Here is a 22,289-nt window from a genome sequence, read left to right as displayed (position 1 = left end):
CTTATGTATTCAAGTTTGTCTGGTTCTTGCGGCGCATGAAGCGATGGCGCAAACGATCCAGATAAAGATAAACCACGGGCGTGGTGTACAAAGTCAGGATTTGACTGAGCACCAAACCACCCACAATGGTGACACCCAGCGGCTGGCGCATTTCCACGCCCGGCCCGGAGGCCAGAATCAAAGGAACAGCGCCAAAAATAGCGGACAAGGTTGTCATCATGATGGGGCGGAAACGCACCAGGCAGGCCTCGTAAATAGCCTCACGCGAGCCCATGCCGCGCTCACGCTCCATTTGCAAGGCGTAGTCCACCATCATGATGGCGTTTTTCTTGACGATACCAATCAACAAAAATACTCCGATCATGGCAATCAGATTGAACTCGCCACTGGTCATCATCAAGGCCAGCAAGGCCCCAATCCCAGCCGAGGGCAAAGTGGACAGAATGGTCAGCGGGTGCATATAGCTCTCGTACAACATCCCCAGCACGATGTACAAGGCCACCAAGGCGGCCAGGAACATAAGGGGTTGCTTGGCCAGGGCATCAAGCATCTGCGCCGTATTGCCCTCAAAGCCGGCCTGAATCTCGCGGGTAGGCAACTGAATCCGGGCCATGGCCTGCTCAATGGCCTCTGTCGCCTGACTGAGGGTGACGCCTTCGGCCAAACCAAAAGACACAGACTCGGCCACCAGCAAACCCATGTGGTTAATGCTGCGCGGCGCGGTGCCCGTCGTAAAGCGCGTAAAGGCGGACAAAGGCACGCGCGTGCCATCTTTGGCAACGACCTCAATCTCCTTCAAAGACTCCAGATCCTGAGCAAAACGCGGCTCGACCTCCATGACAACGTGATACTGGTTCAACCGTCCAAAAATTGTGGAAACCTGACGCTGGGAGAAGGAGTTGTTCAAGGTCCCTGCCACCATGGACATATCCACGCCCAGGCGCGTTGCCATATCCCGATCAATTTCCAGTTGAACCAGGCCAGCCTTGTCATCCGTGCCTGTGTCCACGTCTACCAGTTCAGGCAATTCGGCCATGGCCTGCTGAACCTTGGGCAACCAGGTTTTCAGCAACTCCAGGTCGCTCCCCAGCAAGGAGTAGTCATAAGAGCCACTGCGCCCGCCGCCGCCGCTACCGACCGGAATATCTTGCTGAGGCACCATGAACATGCGCGCACCCGGCGTGGTGGATAAAGGATCGCGCAGGCGATTCACAATATCTGTTGTGCTGGCTTTGCGCTCATCCATGGGCTTGAGCTCAACCAGAATGAAGGACGAGGTGCTACCACTACGACCACCGGCAAAGACAGCCACCGAACGGATGTCCGGGTCCTGATTCAGGATGGAACGGAAGTACTCCAGCTTAGGCTCCATGGACTGGAACGAGGTGCCCCTATCGACCCGGAAAAACCCCATCAACTGACCGGTATCCTGCTGTGGAAACAGCCCCTTGGGCACCACCGCATACAGGTACACATTCAACCCTATCGTGGCGAACAAGGAAAACAACATCAGGCGATGATGCTTGAGCGCCCAATCCAAAGAGCGACGGTAAGCACGCCAACTGACACTGCCTATCCAGCCCAGAAAACGACTAAGGGGATGGGTAGACTCATGCTCTTGCGGTCCTGGGCGCAGCAATCGGGCGGACATCATGGGAGTCAGCATCAAGGAGATCACCAGGGACACCAGCACGGCCGTACACAAGGTGACGGCAAACTCCATGAACAGGCGCCCAGCCAATCCCCCGATCAACCACAAGGGAATAAACACCGCCACCAGCGACAGGCTCATGGCCGTGACGGTAAAGCCCACCTCGCGCGTCCCGCGCAAGGCCGCCCGCATAGGGGACAAGCCTTTTTCCAGGTAACGCATAATACTTTCCAGCACCACGATGGCGTCATCCACCACAAAGCCCGTGGCCACAATCAAGGCCATCAAGGAAATGGTGTTCAGCGTAAAGCCGAACAAATGCATGAAAGCAAAGGTGCTAATCAAGGAAGCAGGCACGGCGATAGCGGGGATCAAGGCAGCGCGCCAGTTTCGCAGGAACAGCAAGACCACCAGCACCACCAGGGCCACCGCAATAATCAGCGTCAGTTGGGCCTCTTCCAGCGTGGCGCGGATACTGGGGGTGCGATCCTGCGCCACCGTCAATTGCGCCTGGCTGGGCAGCATTTCCTCGATATCCTGCAAGCGCGCGCGGATAGTATTGACCGTCTCAATAATGTTGGCACCGGCCTGCCGACGCACAATCAGCAAAACAGCTTCCTGGTTATTCCAATACCCCAGGCTGTGAATGTTCTCGACGGAGTCCTCGACCTTGGCGACATCTCCCAAACGGATAACCTGCCCGTCCTGATTCTTCAGAACCAAGGGCTCAAAAAAACGGGCCTGATTGTATTGTTTCCCTGAATTGATCTGCCACTGGCCCTGCTCACCTTCCAGATAGCCGTTGGGACGCAGGCTGTTGGCGTTATTGATCACCGAGCGCACATCATCGAGCGCAATACCGGCCGAGGCCAACGCCTTGGGGTTCAGCCCCACCCGTACCGCAGGCAAAGAGCCACCGCCCACCTCGACCGAGCCCACCCCCGGAATCTGAGCCAGTTTCTGCTGGACAATACCACTGGCCATATCAAAAAGCTGCGCCTTGTTCGCCGTTTGCGACGTCAGCGCCAGCACCATGATAGGCATGGACGAGGGGTTGACCTTCTCGTAGGTGGGCACACTGGACATACCCGACGGCAACATCGGGCGAGCCTGATTGATAGCGGCCTGCACATCACGGGCGGCCCCTTCAATATCTCGGTCCAGATCGAACACCAGTATGATCTGGGTGGAACCCTCGCTACTGCGGGAACTCATCTCAGAGACACCGGCAATGGAACCTAGTGCCTGCTCCAGTGGGGTGGCCACACTGGAGGCCATGGTTTCAGGGCTGGCACCGGGCAAATTGGCCGAGACCGCGATCACCGGAAAATCCATTTCCGGCAACGACGACACAGGCAATAAACGCAGGGCCAAAGCCCCCATGAGCACCATGGCCAGTGCCAGCAGGCTGGAGCCCACTGGCCGGAAGATAAACAGCCCTAGCAAACGCTTCATGACGGCTCGCGTACCGACTGAGCACCACGACGGGTAAAGCGATCAAAGAACAGGTAGATAACGGGGGTCGTAAACAAGGTCAACACCTGGCTGGCTAACAGCCCGCCCACCATCACCAATCCCAAAGGTTGGCGCAGCTCGGCGCCAGAGCCGGTCGCCAGCATCAGTGGAATGGCACTGAACAAGGCGGCCAGCGTTGTCATCAGAATGGGGCGAAAACGCAGCAAGGCGGCCTGATGAATCGCCTCCTGAGGGCTCATACCCTGCTCGCGCTGCGCCTCCAAAGCGAAGTCGATCATCATGATGGCGTTCTTTTTCACGATACCAATCAACAGGATGATCCCGATTACCCCCACCATGTCCAGATCCCGTCCGGCCAACAGCAAGGCCAGCAGCGCCCCAATCGCTGCCGAGGGCAAGGTCGACAAAATAGTAATCGGGTGGATATAGCTTTCGTACAACACACCCAGCACGATATACATGGTCAGCACAGCAGCCAGCATCAGCCACAGTGTGCTGGACAAGGAAGCATGAAACGCCTTGGCGGCACCCAGATAGCGGGTATCAATCGAGGTGGGCATGCCAATCTGGTCGGGCACGGTTTCAATCGCTTCAATGGCATCAGACAAGGAATAACCATCGGCCAGATCAAAGGACACATTCACAGACGGGAACTGCCCCAAGCGCTCCACCGATAGCGTGGTTGGCACCAGATCGATCCGCGCCAAGGACGTAATCGGCACGGGTGTGCCTGCTGCCGTCATCACATGGATATTTTCCAGATCCTGCGGGCCTTGGCGGTACTCATCCTTGACCTCCAGCACGACCCGGTACTGGGCAGACTGCGTGTAGATTGTGGAAATCAAACGCTGTCCGAAGGCGTCATAGAGCGCATCGTCAATATTTGCTTTGGTCACGCCCACACGAGCCGCCGCATCCCGGTCTATATCCAGCAGAACCTGCAGGCCATCGTTTTGCAGGCTCATGGACGCCTCTTTAATCTGCGGCAAGGCATTGACGGCATCCAGCCAACGCGGCATCCAGGTGGTCAACACCTCCGTCTCTGGGTCAGACAAAGCCATCTGGTACACATTGCGACTGATCTGGTCGTCTACCGTCAGTTCCTGAATGGACTGCTGATACACCGATAAGTCGGGAATATCCTTCAAGCGCTCATTGAGCCTGTCCATGATTTCATTGGCACTGGCCCGGCCCGAGCCAATCGGCTTCAAGGCAATTTGCAAACGGCCATTATTCAAGGTGGCGTTCGTGCCATCTACCCCGATAAATGAGGTGACGGCCTCTACATCCGGGTCTTCCAGCACAATCGCCACAGCTTGCTGCTGCAAATGGCCCATGGCGCGGAACGAGGCGGTTTGCGGCCCTTGGGTAATGGCCTGAATCAAGCCGGTATCTTGTTGTGGAAAAAAGCCTTTGGGCACAATCACGTACAGCAGGCCCGTCAAGACCACCGTCCCCACCGCAACCCACAAGGTCAAGGTCTGGTGACGCAGCACCACAATCAGGCCACGGTCATAAGCCGCAATAATGCGGTCCATCCGGTTCCCCAACCAGGTGGTGAAGCGGCCATACTGGCGCTCGTTCTCGGGTTTGAGCATGCGCGCACACATCATGGGCGTGAGCGTCAGCGAAATGAACAGGGACAGCAAGATGGCGACGGCCAGGGTAATGGCAAACTCACGGAACAGGCGGCCAATAACGTCGCTCATGAACAGCAACGGGATCAACACGGCAATCAAGGAGATGGTCAAGGACAGCAAGGTAAAACCAATCTGCGCCGCGCCCTTCAAGGCGGCTTGCAAAGCGGTTTCGCCCTTTTCGATGTAACGGGCGATGTTCTCAATCATCACGATCGCATCATCAACCACAAAACCTGTGGCAACCGTCAAGGCCATCAGGGTCAGGTTATTAATACTGAAGCCCCACATCAGCATGATGGCAAAGGTGGCGATCAAGGAAATAGGCACGACAACACTAGGGATCAGCGTGGCGGTCCACGTGCGCAGAAACACAAACGTCACCAGCACCACCAGCACGATGGCCAGCATCATTTCCTTTTGCACATGGTCAACCGAGTCCCGAATGGTCTGGGTCCGGTCCGTGGCCACGGTCACATCCACACCAACCGGCAAGGAACGACGTATTTCCGGCAGCAGGCTTTGAATCTGGTCCACCACATCAATGACATTGGCCCCAGGCTGTCGCTGAATATTCAACAAGATCGCGGGCACGGTGCCCATCCAGGCAGCCTGACGCACATCCTGAGCGTCCCGCACCACCTTGGCCAGCTCTCCCAGGCGTACAGCCGCACCGTCCTTATAGCTGACGATCAGGTTTTCGTAATCCTGTACGGTTTTCAACTGCTCGTTGGCGCCGATACTGGTGGAGCGCTGAGGCCCATCCAGATTACCTTTAGGCTGGTTCACATTGGCTGCAACAACGGCTTGCCGCAGATGGTTTAGCGTCAGATTACGCACTGCCAACGCGTTGGGATCGGCCTGAATCCGCATGGCCGGCTCCTGACCACCCGCAATGCTGACCAGACCCACACCCGTCACCTGCGAGAGCTTTTGTGCGACCCGTACATCAATCAGGTCACGCACCTCGTGCAAGGGCATATTGGGGGAGGTCACCGCCAGGGAAATAACTGGGGTGTCAGCCGGATTGACCTTGTTATAGATAGGCGGCGCGGGCAAATCATTGGGTAGCATCGTAGAGGCGGCATTAATCGCCGCCTGCACCTCTTGCTCGGCCACATCCAGGGGCAAGCCCAAATCGAACTGCAAGGTAATGCGCGATGCCCCACCCGAACTGGACGAAATCATCTGCGACAACCCAGACATACTGCCAAAGCGCCGCTCCAGCGGTGAGGTAATCAAGGCCGCCACCACATCCGGGCTGGCGCCCGGATAAAGCGTAACCACCTGGATGGTGGGGTAATCGACCTGCGGCAAAGCGGCCACGGGCAACATGCGATAGGCCAGCAAACCGGACACCAGCAAAGCCACCATCGCCAAGGTGGTAGCCACCGGGCGCAGGATAAAGATACGCGACATGCTCACGACTTACTCGCTTGCAGGACGTGGACGGCGACCCTCACCCGAACGTGCGCCTTGCTCTGCTTGAGCGCCTGCATCAGTTGGTGCCGGTTTTTCCTTGGCCTGGCCATCTTGCTGCATCACGTCGACCTCCGAGCCTTCGCGCAAACGGTCAGTGCCCTCCACCACCACGCGATCGCCTTCTTTCAGGCCAGTTTTAATCAGCGTCGATTCCAGGGTGGCAGTACCCAGCTCCACCACCTGAATATGAACCTTATCCTCGTCATCCAGGGTGTACACATAGGTCCCTACCGAACCCCGCTGTATCGCATGCGATGGAATCAGCAGACCTTGTTCCTGGCCCAAAAAGACGCGGGCATTGACGAACTGATTGGCAAACAGAGTTTCGTCGTCGTTATCAAACTCGGCCTTCACTCTCAGCGTGCCGGTATTGATATCGATCTGATTATCCAGAGCCTGCAAGCGGCCTTTATCCGACAAGAGCTGAGCTTTGCTGTCGATCAGGGACACACGCAAAGGCGACTCGCTTTGTTTCATGGCCTCCAGCAGACTGCTCAATTGGTTCTGCGGCAAGGAAAACTCCACGCCGATGGGATCAACCTGAGTAATCACGACAATCCCGTCGGTATTACCGGCAGAGACCAGATTGCCCTGATCGAGCTTACGCAGGCCCAAGCGGCCATCCAGAGGCGCCGTGATACGTGTGCGATCCAGTTGCACTTGGGCTCTAGCGACTTCTGCTTGATTGGATTTGATCTGAGCCTGCAACTGCTGAACAGCCGTTTCCTTGGTTTCCAAGGCCTGGCGAGCAATCGAATTCTGTTGGAACAGGACGCGATGACGAGCCAGCTCCTGCTGCGCCCCCTTCAACTGAGCCTGACTCTGTGCCAGTTGTCCACGGGCCTGATCCAGTTGCACTTGGTAGGTACGCGGATCAATCTCGGCCAACAAATCGCCGGCCTTCACACGCTGCCCATCCTTGAAGTGAATACGCTCCAGCACGCCATCGACCTCACCGCGTACCGCAACTGTCTGCAAGGGCTTGACCGTGGCAATCGCATTGACTGTTTGGTCGATCAAACCCGTCTTGACTGTGGCTACCTGAACCGGCACTTTGGTGGCCCCCATCATGCCGCGCGGCCCGCGCATGGGGGTAGGTGTATCTGAAGGGGAAGACAAGGCGTAATAAACAAGGCCTGCTGTCAGCAGCAGCCCTACCAACACCCAGACATAGAAGGATCGGGACCGCCGACCTTTGCCTGTGTTCAACTCCGACATGAATACTCCCCGGCTAAAACTTAATTGTCTCTATGCACGGTCTAATAAGCGTTTAAGCACTACCTATCGTGACGGCGACACGCATTATGCCGCCAAAACACGATAGCAATTAGCCTGAAACGATCAAGAGATACAAGCGCTGACAAAACAGCCCCCTTGCTAGACCACGCTGGCCCAGCAAGTATAAAAGCGGCTATCTGAACCTTATATGAACAGCGTTGTTAGCCAAAGTTGCAACGGGCTAGCCTAAAGGGGATATCTACCGTTACGGCCTGCGGTTTCAATTGATTGTCTTGCTGCACAAAGCGTATCCAGATGACGTAGCGGTTAGCGCTCATTTCCGGATAGATGCAGGCACCGGCATCCACCCATACTCGCAACAACTGGAAGGTCTTGCCTGCCAGCATTTCTTGATAAGAGCCGTCGCGAGCTAGCAGGTCAGCCGGGTCGCCCGACTGGCGCAGCAAGCGCAAAATCAAGGCCAGACCATGATAGAGCGGCAGGAAAGACTCCGACCAGCGGCGCAGGTCCTGGACACGATCCGTATCGGGCCGCTGCTGCCAGGAATAATAAGAAGGCATGTCCACCTGAGACGTACCGCCGGGCACCGCTACCCGGCCCCGCAAACTGGTCAACCATTCATTGTCGCGCAGGCCCTGCCCCACCCGCCCTTGGGCCGACAGGTCAGCAGCCGCACGCACAATTTGCTCAATCATCTTGTCCAGCGCCTGCAGCTGAACACCGGGGTGCTCGCGCAGCGCAGCCAGCGCCACGCGCTGACGCTCCAGATCCTGAAGAACGGCAGAACGTAAATCGGTCCGATCCGAGATGTCCAGCAAATCAAACAAAGTCGCTACAGCGATCTGATGCGAGTACGCATCCTGGTTGGCTGAAAAATGAAACAGCCTATCGAACAAATACTCGACTCTCAGTAAAGCCCGGACACGCTCATTGCAGGGGTATTCGTATAGAGTCACGCGTTTAAAACCTTTTTTTGTCGACTGTAGGGTCAGACACGTCGTGGTGTCGGGCCGTCAAGGCACACCAGCGTTGGTGTACTGCCCGCGCCCGCTCTTCCAACAGAGGCAAAGTCGTCTGCCCATCGTTCAGAACCACATCGTCGGCCACGTCCAAGCGTTGCTGACGTTGCGCCTGTGCTGCCATGATACGTTCAATTGTGGCCACTGCCAGCCCGTTACGCTTCTGTACGCGCGCGATCTGGGTCGCTTCATCACAATCGACAACGCAAATCCGATCCACACGGTCGCGCCATCGTCCTGACTCCAGCAGCAAGGGTACAACCACAACAAGATAACATCCTTGCGCTTTCAAGGCCTGTGCTTTTGTTACATCCCAAATCAAGGGATGAATGATGGCCTCCAGGCGATGGCGGGCATTGGGGTCAGCAAACACACAGGCCCGCATCCAATCCCGATCCATGGAACCGTCCGCTGCCAAGGCCTGCGTACCGAAGGCGGCACGAATCGGTTCAATGGCCAGGCCACCGGGCGCGGTCAGCTCATGCGCGATCACATCCGTATCCACAACGGCCGCCCCCCAAGAGGCAAAAAAATGGGCCACCTGGCTCTTGCCCGATCCAATTCCACCAGTCAGCCCAATCGTCAGCATGAACAATCCACAGATAAAAAACAAAACTGTAACGTACCCGCGCCAATCCTCCTACCCGCAATAGGCCTGAGACTGTCCCGCCCCCCTGGTCTAGCGTAGAATTCAGCTATCAACCCGTCCACGGAAGCCCGCCATGTCTTTCTCCACGATTTCCCCTCTGCGCTCCCTTACCTTGCTTTCGGTCGTTTTACTGGCCGCATGTGCCCAGGCGCCCGTTCAGCCCAGCCCTAACGAAGGCCGTGGCTCCACTCAGAAAGACGCCCTGCGCCAAGCGCAAGGCAGCAGTACCGCCCGTGCCCCCTCACAAATCAATTTGGGGTTTGGCAACCAGGAAGGCCTGCACGCCATTACACCGGCCCGCGCTGAACAGCCCGCCGTCCAGGCAGATCGCAGCGTTCCCGAACTGGCTGAACCCAAAACCTTCCTGGGCACCCTATCCTGCCCGCCACAAAGCGGCGCTTGCGAGCCCTACAAAATCAGCGTCACCCTGGCTCCCGCAGGGCAATGGCGTATGCGTGCCACCCCAGTCGGCGCGGGTCAAGAACACCACAAGAGCGGCTGCTGGGTTCCAATCGGTACACAACCCACCCGCATCGCCCTGTTGGCCGATAACGACTCGACGCTGGCAGACCTGAGCTTTGTGAACAACAACGTCTTGCGTATCAACACCTTCAACCAGCAGCGCCCCACACTGGAAAGCCACTTGACTCGCCAAGCCGACATCGACCCGGTCAGCGAACTGGACGGCCAGGCCAACCCAGCTTGCCGCTAAGCTAAGGCGCAGACAGGCCGCCCATCAAGCTGGGCGGTAACACATCCCGCAGACCTGGCTCGCTGAACACAAAACGAGTCAACTCAACCGCATTGCGCACGCGTAACTTCTGGAAAACGCGTGCCCGATGCGCTTCAACCGTACGCTGGGAAATCTCCAATTCAGCCGCAATAACCTTATTCGCCTTACCAATAGCGATATAAGACAATACGTCGCGCTCGCGCGGAGTCAGGCTTGCAAAAAGCACAGAGGCGGGAAGGTGACTATTCAATACCATGTCAGTCTCGTATATCTGTACCAGGCGAACAGGCCGCCTGCGAGGTGAAGAATTAACCATAGACAGAGTTTGTCATTTTAGGCAGGGACTACACGACTGTTAACTTATACGGGATGTTTTTGTCACAGGACTAATATAAAGACAAGAATTTCAATGTGTCGGAAAACAGCCATTTCTGCCGATAAATTAGCGATAAGCCTAGGCAAAACCAGCGCCCTACCGCCCACCACAATCAAATTACTCACCTAGGTCAAAATTATTAAGCGGGCAGGCACGAGCACAAACCCCACCCATCAACAGCCATCAGAGATGCCGACTCCACGGCGATGAGCCCCTCTGGCGCGCGGCTCAGGGGGACGGCGATTCAGACTGCGCCCGGAGCTATCTCTGGCCAAGGGCACCGGTGCACAGCACCGGCAAGTAGTCCGCCTTCCCCCTGAGCCTCGCGCCAGAGGGGCGACGTACTGAGTCCACCTATAGTTTGAAGGAACAAAGACCGCTACTACCCACGACCAGAAAAGCAGGCACAGACAAAGACAAAGACAAAGACAAAGACAAAGACAAAGACAAAGACTACAAAATCAAACCACACAGGTATAAAAAAAGCACAGCAAAAGCTGTGCTTTTCTCACCAAATAACACAAGAAATCAGGCTTTAACCATTTCCAGGTTGTCGATCAAGCGCGTCGCGCCCAACTTGGCCGCGGCCAATGCCACCAAAGGCTCACCAGCTGCGATTTGCTCTTCAGTTGGTTCCAGCAAGTCCGACTGACGACGCAAGGCCATATAGTCCACCTTCCAGCCCAGATCCAACATCTTTTTGGTCGCATAAGCCTCGATCTGCTCGCGGCTTTGACCTTGCTGCAAACGCTCATTCATCTCCTGCAGCGTGCCATAAATCTGCGGGGCCTGAGCGCGCTCTTCGGGACTCAAATAGCGATTACGCGAAGACATGGCCAAACCATCCTCTTCCCGCACCGTCTCGTGAGCCAGAATCTCTACCGGCAACTGGAACTGGCGCACCATCTGGCGCACCACCATCAACTGCTGATAATCCTTCTTCCCGAATACGGCCACACGCGGCTGCACACAGGAAAACAACTTCAACACAACCGTACAGACCCCTTCAAAGAAGTCCGGACGGAAGTGGCCTTCCAAAATTCGACCCAAATGATCAGGCGGGCTGACACGGAAACTTTGCGGCTCCGGGTACATCTCGCGCTCCGAGGGAGCAAACAAGACGTAGACATCGCGCTCTTGCTCCATCTTGGCCGCATCATCCTGCAAGGTACGCGGATAACGGTCAAAATCCTCGTTAGGACCAAACTGCAGACGATTGACAAAAATACTGGCCACCACCGGATCGCCATGCTGGCGAGCCATCTTCATCAAGTCCAGGTGGGCTCGATGCAAATTCCCCATGGTTGGAACAAATGCCACGCGTGTCTGACCCTGGAGCTGATCGCGCAGTTCTTGGATGTTATGGACGACTTTCAAAAAATTCTCCGCTACGGAATAAGATCAGGCCCATCGGCCTGCGCTCGAATATAGGTCAGGCGCAAATAAATAGGAGCGTAGGGCTCGGCCTGCGTGATTTCAAGCAGTGACTCTCGTGCCAATTCCAGCATGGCCAGAAAATGCACGACAAGCACCGCCGCTGGATCACCCTGATCCAGACGTTCATTAAACAGCTCAGTAAACTCCATGAAGCGCACGTGCTGCAAACGTCGCAGAATCTGGCTCATGTGATCGCGTACCGACAACTGCTCGCGCGTAATCTTGTGACTGGCATTAAGCTTGGCGCGCTTCAAGATACCCAGCCAGGCCTGGCGCAAATCATCCGCACTCACTTCGGGCGGAATGGCTTCCACAACCAACTCGGCCTGAGCGTTAGCCAACAGATAATCGCGTCCCATCAGGGGCAACTCGTCCAGACGACGCGCGCCCTCCTTCATGCGCTCGTATTCCAGCAAACGACGCACCAGCTCTGCACGCGGATCCTCAACTTCCTCACCCGTGTCCGCGCGCCGCACCGGCAACAACATCCGAGATTTGATCTCGATCAGCAGCGCCGCCATCAAAAGATACTCGCCCGCCAGCTCCAAATTCGTGGCGCGAATCTGCTCGACATAAGCCAAATATTGCCCAGTGACCTGAGCCATCGGAATGTCCAGCACATTGAAGTTCTGCTTGCGAATCAAATACAGCAACAGATCCAGCGGGCCTTCAAAAGCGTCCAGAAACACTTCCAGCGCATCAGGCGGGATGTACAGATCCTGGGGGATCGCAAACAGCGGCTCACCATAAAGACGCGCCAGCACATCCTCGGGCTGAGGAGCTGGCGTATCCACAACGGGCTGCTGTGCAATCTCAGTCACAGGCGCAGGCGTACAGATTTAGTTGTTTTCGTAGTACACGTAAGGTTTTTGAGGCGTACGAGCAGCCTTGTAACCATCTTGCAGTTCCTGATCAATCTGCTTGTCCCACAGACGATAGCGGCCTTCACGCTGCCGTGCTTCGGTATCCGCGTTCTGCTCTTTATACTGTTTAAGAAACTGGGTAATTTCGGATTCGAAATTCTTTGCCATAATACCTGTACGCCTAAAATAAATTGGATAACAGAAAAGTTTGAGTTTACTGCACCGCACACCAGAGAGTTCGCCGCATGGCATCTGAACAGACCGAAGCCACCAAACCGGCAACCCTGTCCCCTCAAGAGCGTCGAGCCATACGCATTATTCCCTACATTGTGGGATGTGCATTGTTCATGCAAATGCTGGACTCTACGGTTGTCGCCACTGCTCTGCCCACGATGGCCTTATCGCTGGATACCAGCGTCATCCGCATGAATACCATCATTACCAGCTACCTGCTGGCCGTGGCTGTATTCGTTCCTATCAGTGGGTGGGCTGCAGACCGCTTTGGTGCGCGCAAGGTGTTCCTGGCCGCCATTCTACTCTTTACCGCCAGTTCTGTTGCATGTGCCCTGTCCCAGACCCTGTCACAACTGATCATTTCCCGCGTGATACAAGGCATGGCGGGAGCCATGATGGTTCCGGTAGGTCGCATTATCTTACTGCGACGGGTGCCTAAAGATGAGCTTTTAAGCGCCATGGCGGTGCTGACTTTACCCGCCTTGCTGGGCCCTATCATCGGTCCGCCTGTGGGTGGCTTTTTAGTCACCTATGCCAGTTGGCACTGGATTTTCCTGATCAACATCCCCGTGGGGGTACTGGGTATCGCTCTGGTACTGCGTTACATCCGCGAGGACTACCCCACCGAGCGCCCGCCCCTGGACTGGCTGGGCTTTATCTTGAGCGCCATCTGTCTGGCCACGCTGGTAACCAGTTTCGAGAACGTAGGCCACGGCACCATTAGCTGGGCCACCCTGGGCTGGCTGACTTTGGCGGGTCTGGTCGCGGGGGCATGGTACATCTGGCATGCACGGCAAGTAGCTTATCCCATTATTGATTTGTCCTTGCTACGCACCAAGACCTTTGCCATTTCTGTATTGGGCGGCAATCTGTGCCGCTTCTCGCTAGGGGCCTCACCATTTCTGTTAGCGATCATGCTGCAAACCAACTTTGGCATGAGCGCATTGTCGGCGGGTCTGATCACCTTCACCGGGGCGATTGGCGCTCTGGGCATGAAACTGGTGGCTCCACCCATCATCCGACGCTACGGTTTTCGCAAAGTCCTGATCGTCAACGCCTGGCTGACAGGCTTGTTCATCGCCCTGTGCGCCATGTTCCAGGCCACTACACCCATGTGGCTCATGATTGCCGTCCTGACTGCAGGCGGCTTTTTCCGCTCCCTGCAGTTCACCGCCGTCAACACCCTGACCTACGCCGACCTGGAATCCGAAGCCATGAGCCAGGCCAGCAGTTTCGCCGCCATGGCGCAGCAGTTGGCTATCAGTCTGGGCGTGGCATGTGCGGCGGTAACGCTGAATGTCAGCATGGCATTGCGCGGCGCCAGCAGCGTAGAGACCCAGGATACGATCTGGGCCTTTCTGATTCTGGGCGCGATTACGGCGATATCGAGCCTGTCTTTTGCCCGGCTGTCAGCCAGTGATGGTGAGTCGTTGCAGAAGAAGTAGGTCTACTTTTCTCACATCAAGTGCAGACCGACAAAACTACAGGAGCAAGTCAAGAAGCTCTTAAACCGGCTTATCCTCATCTTCCAGCAACATCACCAGCTTGCAGTCCGGGCGTATTGCCAGGCGAAAGGTAAATTGCTGAAAGCGGCGCACGCCCTGGCTGGGGTGTCGAAAATCTCGCAAGCCCCCTTCCCGCTCCACCACGGTCTGGCGTCCCCACCAGAAAGCGAATACCTGGCTTTGATGCGCCAGTTCCTGGATCAGAGCCTGTACATCGGCTTCATCGGCATGGGCACCTACGTCGGCGCGGAACTCGGCCACGACGCGGCTGGCGCGCTGCTCCCAGTCCACCACCAGCTCACGCGCTGCCGGGTCCAGGAAGATATAGCGCAATAAATTGGGCTGTTCGCTACGATCGGGCCAGCCATCGAACAAACCCAACAAGGCTTCGTTGCGGGCCAGTACGTTCCAACTACGATCCAGAATGTAAGCTGGGGCGGAGATGCTATCGACGCAGGCGCTCAGGCCTTGCGGCAAGGGTTGAATATCACCCTGCCAATGTTCGGGGTCGGCGCAGTCGGCCAGCTCAAACAGGTAGTGGCGCTCGGCTCGGGCCAATTTCAGGACCGTTGCCAGACGGGCGCAGACCGTGGGGGATACGGTCACGTCGCGACCCTGCTCGATCCAGGTGTACCAAGTGGTGCTGATATCGCACAGTTGAGCCACTTCTTCGCGACGCAAACCAGGAGTGCGACGGCGCACACCAGGGGCCAGACCCAGGTCTACAGGCCGGATACGTTCTCGCGCATGACGCAAGAAACGTCCCAAAGCCTGACGCCGGGTTTGGGACGCGCTCTCGGCACCTCCCGGATTAGGCCCCGTCGTTCCCATATCAGCCTAATACGCCCGACAAGGTGCGACGTACGTCTTCTTCCGTACGACCACTGCGCTGGATATAGTCTTGCAACTGGTCTTCACCAATATTGCCCACGTTGAAGTACTTGGACTGCGGGTGGCTGAAGTAGAAGCCCGACACGCTGGAAGCCGGAATCATGGCGTAGCTGTCGGTGATGAACATCTCGATGTCTTCACACTGCAGGACACGGAACATATCGTGCTTGACCACATGCTCCGGGCAAGCCGGGTAACCGGGTGCAGGACGAATGCCCTGGTATTTCTCGTCGATCAGCTCTTCGTTGGACAGGCGCTCGTCGGTGACATAGCCCCACAAATCCGTGCGGACACGAGCATGCAGACATTCAGCAAAGCCTTCGGCAAAACGGTCACCCAGCGCCTTGATCATCAAGTCGGAGTAATCATCGCCAGCAGCCTGGAACCGCTCGGACAGTTTGTCCACGCCAATCCCGCCAGTCACCGCAAACATGCCGATGTAATCAGCCACGCCGCTTTCTTTGGGAGCAATGTAGTCGGCCAGACACTTGCTATCGACGCCTTCACGCTTGACGCCTTGCTGGCGCAGGTTGCGCCAGGTGAACAGAACTTCGCTGCGCGATTCGTCCGAATAGACCTCGATATCTTCACCATTGACGGTATTGGCGGGGTAGAACGCAATCACGCCGTTTGCCGTCAACCAGCGACCTTCAATGACTTTCTTCAACATAGCCTGCCCTTCGGCAAACAAGGTCTTGGCCTGCTCGCCCACCACCTTGTCTTCCAGAATGGCCGGGTACTTGCCAAACAAGCTCCAGGTCTGGAAGAACGGCGTCCAGTCGATAAACTGGGCAATATCGGCCAAGTCGTAATTCTTGAAAGTACGGCGACCAATGAATTTGGGGCGTGGCGGCACGTAGGTGGTCCAGTCGATGGCTGGCTTGTCTTGGCGCGCTTTTTCCAGCGAGATCAACGGTGTGGCTTTGCGATTGGCATGGCGCTGGCGCACTTGTTCGTACTCCTCGCGCACCTCGGCCAAGAACTCGTCCACGTTATCTGACACCAACTGAGTAGCCACACCCACGCAGCGGCTGGCGTCCGGCGTGTAGATAACCGGGCCGTCGTAATGCGGGGCAATCTTCACCGCCGTGTGTACACGACTGGTGGTCGCGCCACCAATCATCAGGGGGATGTTGCGCTCACGGAAGTAGGGGTCACGCTGCATCTCAGACGCAACGTAGGCCATTTCTTCCAGGCTGGGGGTGATCAAGCCGGACAGGCCCACAATATCGGCGTCCACTTCTTTGGCCTTGGCGAGGATCTCGGCACACGGCACCATCACGCCCATATTCACCACTTCAAAGTTATTGCATTGCATCACCACGGACACAATGTTCTTGCCGATATCGTGTACGTCGCCTTTCACTGTGGCAATCACCATGCGGCCTTTGGAACGCACGTCACCACCTGCAGCCTCAATCTGGCGTTTTTCTTCTTCGATGAAAGGAATCAAGTGGGCCACGGCCTGTTTCATCACACGCGCAGATTTCACCACCTGCGGCAGGAACATCTTGCCCTGACCGAACAGGTCGCCCACCACGTTCATGCCGTCCATCAAGGGGCCTTCAATCACGCTGATAGGGCGACCACCCTGGGCGTCGATCTTCTGACGAACTTCTTCCGTATCTTCCACGATGAAGCTGGTAATGCCATGCACCAAAGAGTGGATCAAACGCTGCTCAACCGTGGTTTCGCGCCAGCTCAGGTCTTCCTCTTTCTTGGCGCCCGAGCCTTTGACGCTCTCGGCCATTTCCACCAGCCGCTCGGTGGGGGTGCGTTCGTCAGCCGGATCGGTTTTGCCTTTAGGCTCGGCCCGGTTCAGAACCACGTCTTCGATCAGATCACGCAGATGCGGTTCGATATCGGCATACACACCCAACTGACCGGCATTCACGATGCCCATAGTCAGGCCTTCCTGAATGGCGTAGTACAGGAAAACCGTGTGAATCGCCTCGCGCATGGCTTCATTGCCACGGAAGGAAAAACTGACGTTGGAAATACCACCGGACAGACGCGCATGCGGCAGATTCTTGTGAATCCAGCTAACGCCCCGAATGAAGTCCAGGCCGTAATTAGCGTGTTCGTCCATGCCAGTTGCCACGGCAAAGACGTTGGGGTCAAAAATAATGTCCTCTGGCGGGAAACCAACCTCGTCCACCAGCAAGCGGTAAGCACGTTCGCAGATTTCCACCCGGCGCTCGTAGCTGTCTGCCTGGCCTTGCTCATCAAAGGCCATGACCACTACAGCGGCACCGTATTTACGGCACAAGCGAGCATGCTCCAGGAAAGGCTCAATGCCCTCTTTCATGGAAATCGAGTTCACGATGGCCTTGCCTTGTACGCAGCGCAAACCCGTTTCGATCACGTCCCATTTGGAGCTGTCGATCATGATGGGCACGCGGGCAATGTCCGGCTCGGAGGCAATCATGTTCAGGAAGCGGTGCATACAGGCTGCCGAGTCCAGCATGCCTTCGTCCATATTGATATCGATAATCTGTGCGCCGTTCTCCACCTGCTGACGGGCCACCGACAAGGCTTGTTCGTAGTTTTCTTGCTGAATCAGGCGCAAGAAAGCCTTGCTGCCCGTTACGTTCGTCCGTTCGCCCACGTTCACAAACAAGGTATCTTCGTCAATATTCAGTGGCTCCAGACCCGACAAACGGGTTTTGACAGGAACCTCGGGAACAACGCGTGGAGGCAACTTGCGGCACAGCTCGGCAATGGCGGCAATATGCTCGGGCGTCGTACCACAGCAGCCACCGACCATATTCACCAAGCCGGCTTGCGTGAATTCCTGCAGCAGGCTGGACGTATCGGCTGGCGTTTCATCAAAGCCGGTTTCTGCCATGGGGTTGGGCAAACCAGCGTTGGGGTAGACACACACATAGGTGTCACAAATCTTGGACAGCTCGGCCACGTAAGGACGCATCAAGGCGGCGCCCAAGGCACAGTTCAGGCCAATCGTAATGGGACGGGCATGACGCATGGAGTTCCAGAAGGCCTCTACCGTCTGACCTGACAAGATCCGGCCCGATGCATCCGTAACCGTGCCCGACACCATCACTGGCACGCGCTCACCGCGCTCATCAAAAACCGTTTCCAGCGCAAAAACAGCCGCCTTGGCGTTCAGCGTGTCAAAAACGGTTTCGATCAGCAAAATATCGACGCCACCATCGAGCAAGGCACGAACCTGCTCCGTATAGGCCACACGCAGTTGGTCAAAGGTGACGTTACGAGCAGCCGGGTCATTCACATCCGGGGAAATAGAAGCCGTCTTGGGCTGCGGGCCCAAGGCACCAGCCACAAAGCGCGGCCATTCAGGTGTGCTGAAGGCATCACGTGCCTGACAGGCCAGTTGAGCCGAAGCCAGGTTCAGGTCATAGCTGATGCCCTGCAAATCGTAGTCACCCTGGGCCACATCGGTTGCACCAAAGGTATTGGTCGTGATCACATCGGCCCCGGCCGCCAGGTATTTCTCGTGAATTTCACGAATAATGTCGGGTCGCACCAGCGACAGCAATTCGTTATTGCCCTTCACATCCTTGTGGTGATCCGCAAAACGATCGCCCCGAAAATCAGCCTCACCCAATTTGTAACGCTGAATCATGGTGCCCATCGCACCGTCCAGAATCAGAATTTGCTGCCCCAAACGGTGCGCAAATTCAGCACCACGCGTATAGGCAGAGATCGGATAAGGCAAAGCAGGATAGGACACTAAAAAGCTCCGTAGCACGAAACGGGACGTTGACGGCATCTGACAGCAAGAGCCGCGAGAATGGTGGATTGGCGCCACAATTGTAGCGCCTTGTACGGCAAATCCACCCCAAACACTTAACCTTTGCGCCAGCGGCATGTAACATTTTCCGCTCGGAAAGAGGTGCTTTCCGGCCCATGCAGCCGTGGGCCTGGGAAAGTCAAATGGGAAACGTGAGCGGTTCCATCCTGGAACTGCCAAACGTGCTGCCCCCGCAACGGTACCTGCTACACGCAAAGCCCGACACCAGCCTGCTTCTCGAGCCTGAATTCATGGCCGTCCCACGGTGGGCGGCTTCGCTTATTGATGTGCGGGGACGCACATCCCACAGGAATCTCCATGACTCTACTGTCCATCAGACCTTTGATGGTCGCCCTGGCGGGCGCCCTGCCTTTGATCGCCACGGCCCAAACTGCCCCTGTCACCAAGCTGGATCAAATTGTTGTTACCCCTAGCCGCATGGCTCAATCACTGAAAAACGTGGTGGGTGACGTGACGGTGATTGATCAGGAAACCTTGCAAAAAGCGGGTCAAAGCAGTGTGGCTGAGATTTTGCAGCGTCAGCCTGGGGTGGAGATTTACAGCAGTGGGGGTCCGCAAACTACGACTGGCGTTTTTTTACGCGGTACTGACCCCAAACATACCCGCGTCATGATCGACGGCATGCGTATCAACAGCCCCACCAGTGGTTCGGTGAACTGGCAGGCGATTGACCCTGCCCTGATCGAGCGTATTGAAATTGTGCGTGGCGCAGGCAGCAGCCTGTATGGCTCGGATGCGATTGGGGGTGTCATTAATATCATCACCAAAAAAGGTGGCGGCGACCGTGCCTTGAGCGCCTGGGGAAATGTGGGCCTGGGTTCGCAAGACACCTTCAAAGCCAGCGCCGGTTTTTCAGGGGCGTCTCAAGGTTGGGACTACAGCCTGGCCTCCAGCTACAGTACCAGCGATGGTTTCAATGCGACCAATCCACTATTGGACTGGGCCTATAACCCCGACAAGAATGGCTACACCCAGCATGGTCTGAGTGGATCGCTAGGATATGAGTGGGCACAGGGCCAACATCTTGGACTGACAGCTATCAACACCTATATGGACGGCCAGTTTGACAACGGTTCAACCGAACCTCGCACACCTAGAGCCCTGACCCGTCAGCAGGCCTATGGCCTAACCAGCACCAACAAACTGTCCGACTTCTGGATCAGTCGTTTAAGCGCTTCTTTGAGCAAAGAGGCAATAGATTCACGCACAAAAGCCCCGTCCATCTTCTCGTCTATCCAACGCCAATATAGTTGGCAAAATGATCTCACTCTCGCTCAGGGGCATACTGTCTCCTTGTTGGCTGAGCGCCAGGAAGAACGAATTACTCATTCGACTATTCAGCAACAGGATCAACGCAACACCAATGCTTTTTCCCTGATTTACCGGGGCGACATTAATCAGCATCACCTTCAGGCCAGCGTCCGCAATGACAATATCAGCGGCTACGGCAACAAAGTCACTGGTGGCTTAGGCTATGACCTGGACATCAGCGATAACTGGACAGTTGGTCTGGCTGCCAATACTGGTTTTCGCGCCCCGACCTTTACAGACCTGTACTGGCCAAGTGGATTTGGATACCAAGGAAATCCAGACCTGAAACCAGAAAAATCACGCAATATCGAGGGCCATATCCGTTATACCGACGACACTACCGAATTAGGTCTGGTCGTCTACCAAAACCACATCAAAGACTTGATCAGCACCGGCCCGTACGATGCAGCGCTTGGTTACAGCATGCCTATCAATACCAAAAACGCTCGTATCACTGGCGTAACCTTGACGGCAATAAAGCAACTTGGCGACACCACTCTGAGCGCCAGCGCTGACTTTACCAACCCAAAAGATCTGGACACAGGCAACCGTCTAATTCGCCGCGCCAAACAAAACTACAAAGTGGCTGTTGAACAACGCTTCGGAGCGCTGAAAACAGGGGCTGAATATCAATTTGCGTCCCATCGATTCGAAGACCCCGACAATAGCCAGCGTCTGGGCAGCTACGGCCTGTTGAACCTGACCGCCAGCTACCCGCTGACTTCCAGCCTGGAAGCCCAACTGCGCTGGAACAATGTGTTCGACAAGGACTACACCTTGGCTCGTGGCTATAACAACGCCGGCTCCAGCGTGTTCCTGAACTTTGCCTGGCGCATGTAAGCAGTAAAATCAGCTTTGCTTGATTCTGGCGCGGCTCTTGGGCCGCGCCATTGACTTAAAGGCGCATGATGCCCCCTTTGCCTGCGACTTATCGCCTTCACCACCCGAAGCGCTCTGTCTGGAGCGGATTGGGGCTATGGGGTTTGCATTCCCTGTGCGTCCTGCTTTTGGGATTACCTATCCTGACGCAAGCTCAGGAGCAAGACTCCCTGCAATCACAGGCGCAGATTCAAGCACAGCCCGAAGCACAGACACAGACACAGACACAGACCAGCACAAAGCAAAGTACTCAAGAAGTACAGAGTCAGCAGCAAGATAAAAAAGCACAAAACGCCGCAGCCGAACAAGACGCCCCCCCCACAACAACTGTCGCTCCAGCCCGTGCGATTAGCCTTGCTCCCCACATTACCGAGATCCTGTTTGCCGCCGGTGCTCAAGACCACTTGATCGCCGTAGACAGTTCCAGTGACTACCCCCCTGCCGCCAAGGATCTACCCCGCGTTGGGGACGCCTTGCGCGTGAACCCCGAACGGCTGCTGGAACTAAAACCCGATCAAGTCTGGGCTTGGCAAGCCAACCAGATCGGGCCTGAATTACAGCGCCAGCTACAGCAAACCCATATCAGCCTGATCTTTGCCGCCCCTGAAAAACTGGACGACATTCCCGCCTTTGTCCGTCTGGCAGGAGACAGCCTGGATACAGCCGATGTCGCCGTTCCCATCGCTGCTTTGCTGGACAATCAGATTGCCGCCCTGCGCCATAACAGCCGCCTGGGCGAGACCGTCAGCGTGTTTCTGGAAATCGGTTCCGAGCCTTTATATACCTTGGCACGCGATCCTTTGATTCAGGATGTGCTGAACACCTGCAAGGCACAGAACATCTATGCCCACCATGCTGCCGTCGCCCCCACCATCAGTCTGGAAGACGTGCTGCACAAGCGCCCGCAGGTGGTCATCATGGCCTACCGTGATCCGGCCCAATTGCGCGCCCGCCATCTGTTCTGGGAAAAACATCTGGGGCTAAGCCCCCACGCCTTGCTGAACCTGAACCCGGATGCGCTGTACCGCCCCGGCCCCAGGCTGATAGAGGCCACTCGCGAGCTGTGCGAGCAACTGGATCGCTATCGAGCCCAGGTATCCTGAACGGCTTT

General features: G+C 56.3%; 15 protein-coding genes and 1 riboswitch. Of the genes, 4 read left to right on the top strand and 11 right to left on the bottom strand.

The window, feature by feature from the left end:
- Position 1: 1 nt before the first annotated feature.
- From CA948_RS15885 to coaE, 5 genes are all read right to left on the bottom strand, one after another.
- On the bottom strand, positions 2 to 3,106 hold the full coding sequence (locus CA948_RS15885; protein ID WP_094197808.1) for an efflux RND transporter permease subunit: 3,105 nt from the start codon (positions 3,104 to 3,106) through the stop codon (positions 2 to 4).
- Positions 3,103 to 6,189 carry a multidrug efflux RND transporter permease subunit gene (locus tag CA948_RS15880; protein ID WP_108728514.1) on the bottom strand — a complete coding sequence of 1,029 codons (3,087 nt, stop codon included), beginning with the start codon at positions 6,187 to 6,189 and terminating at the stop codon, positions 3,103 to 3,105. The genes CA948_RS15885 and CA948_RS15880 overlap by 4 nt, the downstream gene beginning before the upstream one ends.
- Positions 6,190 to 6,192: 3 nt before the next feature.
- A complete protein-coding gene (locus tag CA948_RS15875; RefSeq protein WP_108728513.1) occupies positions 6,193 to 7,464 on the bottom strand; it encodes an efflux RND transporter periplasmic adaptor subunit in 1,272 nt (423 codons plus the stop codon).
- 221 nt (positions 7,465 to 7,685) lie between these two features.
- A complete protein-coding gene (gene zapD, locus CA948_RS15870) occupies positions 7,686 to 8,441 on the bottom strand; it encodes a cell division protein ZapD (protein ID WP_094197811.1) in 756 nt (251 codons plus the stop codon).
- Positions 8,442 to 8,445: 4 nt separating this feature from the next.
- A complete protein-coding gene (coaE, locus tag CA948_RS15865) occupies positions 8,446 to 9,093 on the bottom strand; it encodes a dephospho-CoA kinase (RefSeq protein ID WP_094197812.1) in 648 nt (215 codons plus the stop codon).
- Positions 9,094 to 9,226: 133 nt separating this feature from the next.
- Here coaE and CA948_RS15860 point away from each other — a divergent pair, with 133 nt between their 5' ends.
- Positions 9,227 to 9,865: a hypothetical protein gene (locus CA948_RS15860; RefSeq protein ID WP_094197813.1), complete on the top strand. Its 639-nt coding sequence runs from the start codon at positions 9,227 to 9,229 to the stop codon at positions 9,863 to 9,865.
- Position 9,866: 1 nt separating this feature from the next.
- Here CA948_RS15860 and CA948_RS15855 read toward each other — a convergent pair whose 3' ends face one another.
- The 4 genes from CA948_RS15855 to CA948_RS15840 form a co-directional block, all read right to left on the bottom strand.
- Complete coding sequence (locus CA948_RS15855) at positions 9,867 to 10,142, bottom strand: response regulator transcription factor (RefSeq protein WP_094197814.1); 276 nt, start codon at positions 10,140 to 10,142, stop codon at positions 9,867 to 9,869.
- A 648-nt stretch (positions 10,143 to 10,790) separates the two neighbouring features.
- Positions 10,791 to 11,639, bottom strand: a complete 849-nt coding sequence (gene panC, locus CA948_RS15850) for a pantoate--beta-alanine ligase (RefSeq protein WP_108728512.1) — start codon at positions 11,637 to 11,639, stop codon at positions 10,791 to 10,793.
- A gap of 11 nt (positions 11,640 to 11,650) precedes the next feature.
- The gene (locus CA948_RS15845) at positions 11,651 to 12,493 is read right to left on the bottom strand and encodes a segregation and condensation protein A (protein ID WP_094197816.1); all 843 of its coding nucleotides are present in this window, start codon (positions 12,491 to 12,493) and stop codon (positions 11,651 to 11,653) included.
- A 45-nt stretch (positions 12,494 to 12,538) separates the two neighbouring features.
- Complete coding sequence (locus tag CA948_RS15840; RefSeq protein ID WP_009458738.1) at positions 12,539 to 12,730, bottom strand: DUF3460 family protein; 192 nt, start codon at positions 12,728 to 12,730, stop codon at positions 12,539 to 12,541.
- Between the two features lie 77 nt (positions 12,731 to 12,807).
- Between CA948_RS15840 and CA948_RS15835 the strand changes: the two genes are divergently transcribed.
- Positions 12,808 to 14,241, top strand: a complete 1,434-nt coding sequence (locus tag CA948_RS15835) for a DHA2 family efflux MFS transporter permease subunit (RefSeq protein ID WP_108728511.1) — start codon at positions 12,808 to 12,810, stop codon at positions 14,239 to 14,241.
- Between the two features lie 60 nt (positions 14,242 to 14,301).
- Here CA948_RS15835 and CA948_RS15830 read toward each other — a convergent pair whose 3' ends face one another.
- Entirely contained in the window at positions 14,302 to 15,132 is an 831-nt protein-coding gene (locus tag CA948_RS15830) for a helix-turn-helix transcriptional regulator (protein WP_108728510.1), read from the bottom strand.
- 1 nt (position 15,133) lies between these two features.
- Entirely contained in the window at positions 15,134 to 18,907 is a 3,774-nt protein-coding gene (gene metH / locus CA948_RS15825; protein ID WP_108728509.1) for a methionine synthase, read from the bottom strand.
- Between the two features lie 143 nt (positions 18,908 to 19,050).
- Positions 19,051 to 19,216, top strand: a riboswitch (cobalamin riboswitch).
- A 69-nt stretch (positions 19,217 to 19,285) separates the two neighbouring features.
- Between metH and CA948_RS15820 the strand changes: the two genes are divergently transcribed.
- Positions 19,286 to 21,139: a TonB-dependent receptor domain-containing protein gene (locus tag CA948_RS15820; RefSeq protein WP_108728508.1), complete on the top strand. Its 1,854-nt coding sequence runs from the start codon at positions 19,286 to 19,288 to the stop codon at positions 21,137 to 21,139.
- Between the two features lie 167 nt (positions 21,140 to 21,306).
- Positions 21,307 to 22,281 (top strand): ABC transporter substrate-binding protein, encoded by a 975-nt coding sequence (locus tag CA948_RS15815; protein ID WP_420866730.1) that lies wholly within the window; start codon positions 21,307 to 21,309, stop codon positions 22,279 to 22,281.
- Positions 22,282 to 22,289: the final 8 nt, after the last annotated feature.

Origin of the sequence: Alcaligenes aquatilis, from assembly GCF_003076515.1 — a bacterium.
Taxonomy (GTDB): domain Bacteria; phylum Pseudomonadota; class Gammaproteobacteria; order Burkholderiales; family Burkholderiaceae_B; genus Alcaligenes; species Alcaligenes aquatilis.
The sequence above is the reverse complement of the archived record's forward strand: the minus strand, read 5'-3'. Positions and strand labels throughout refer to the sequence as shown.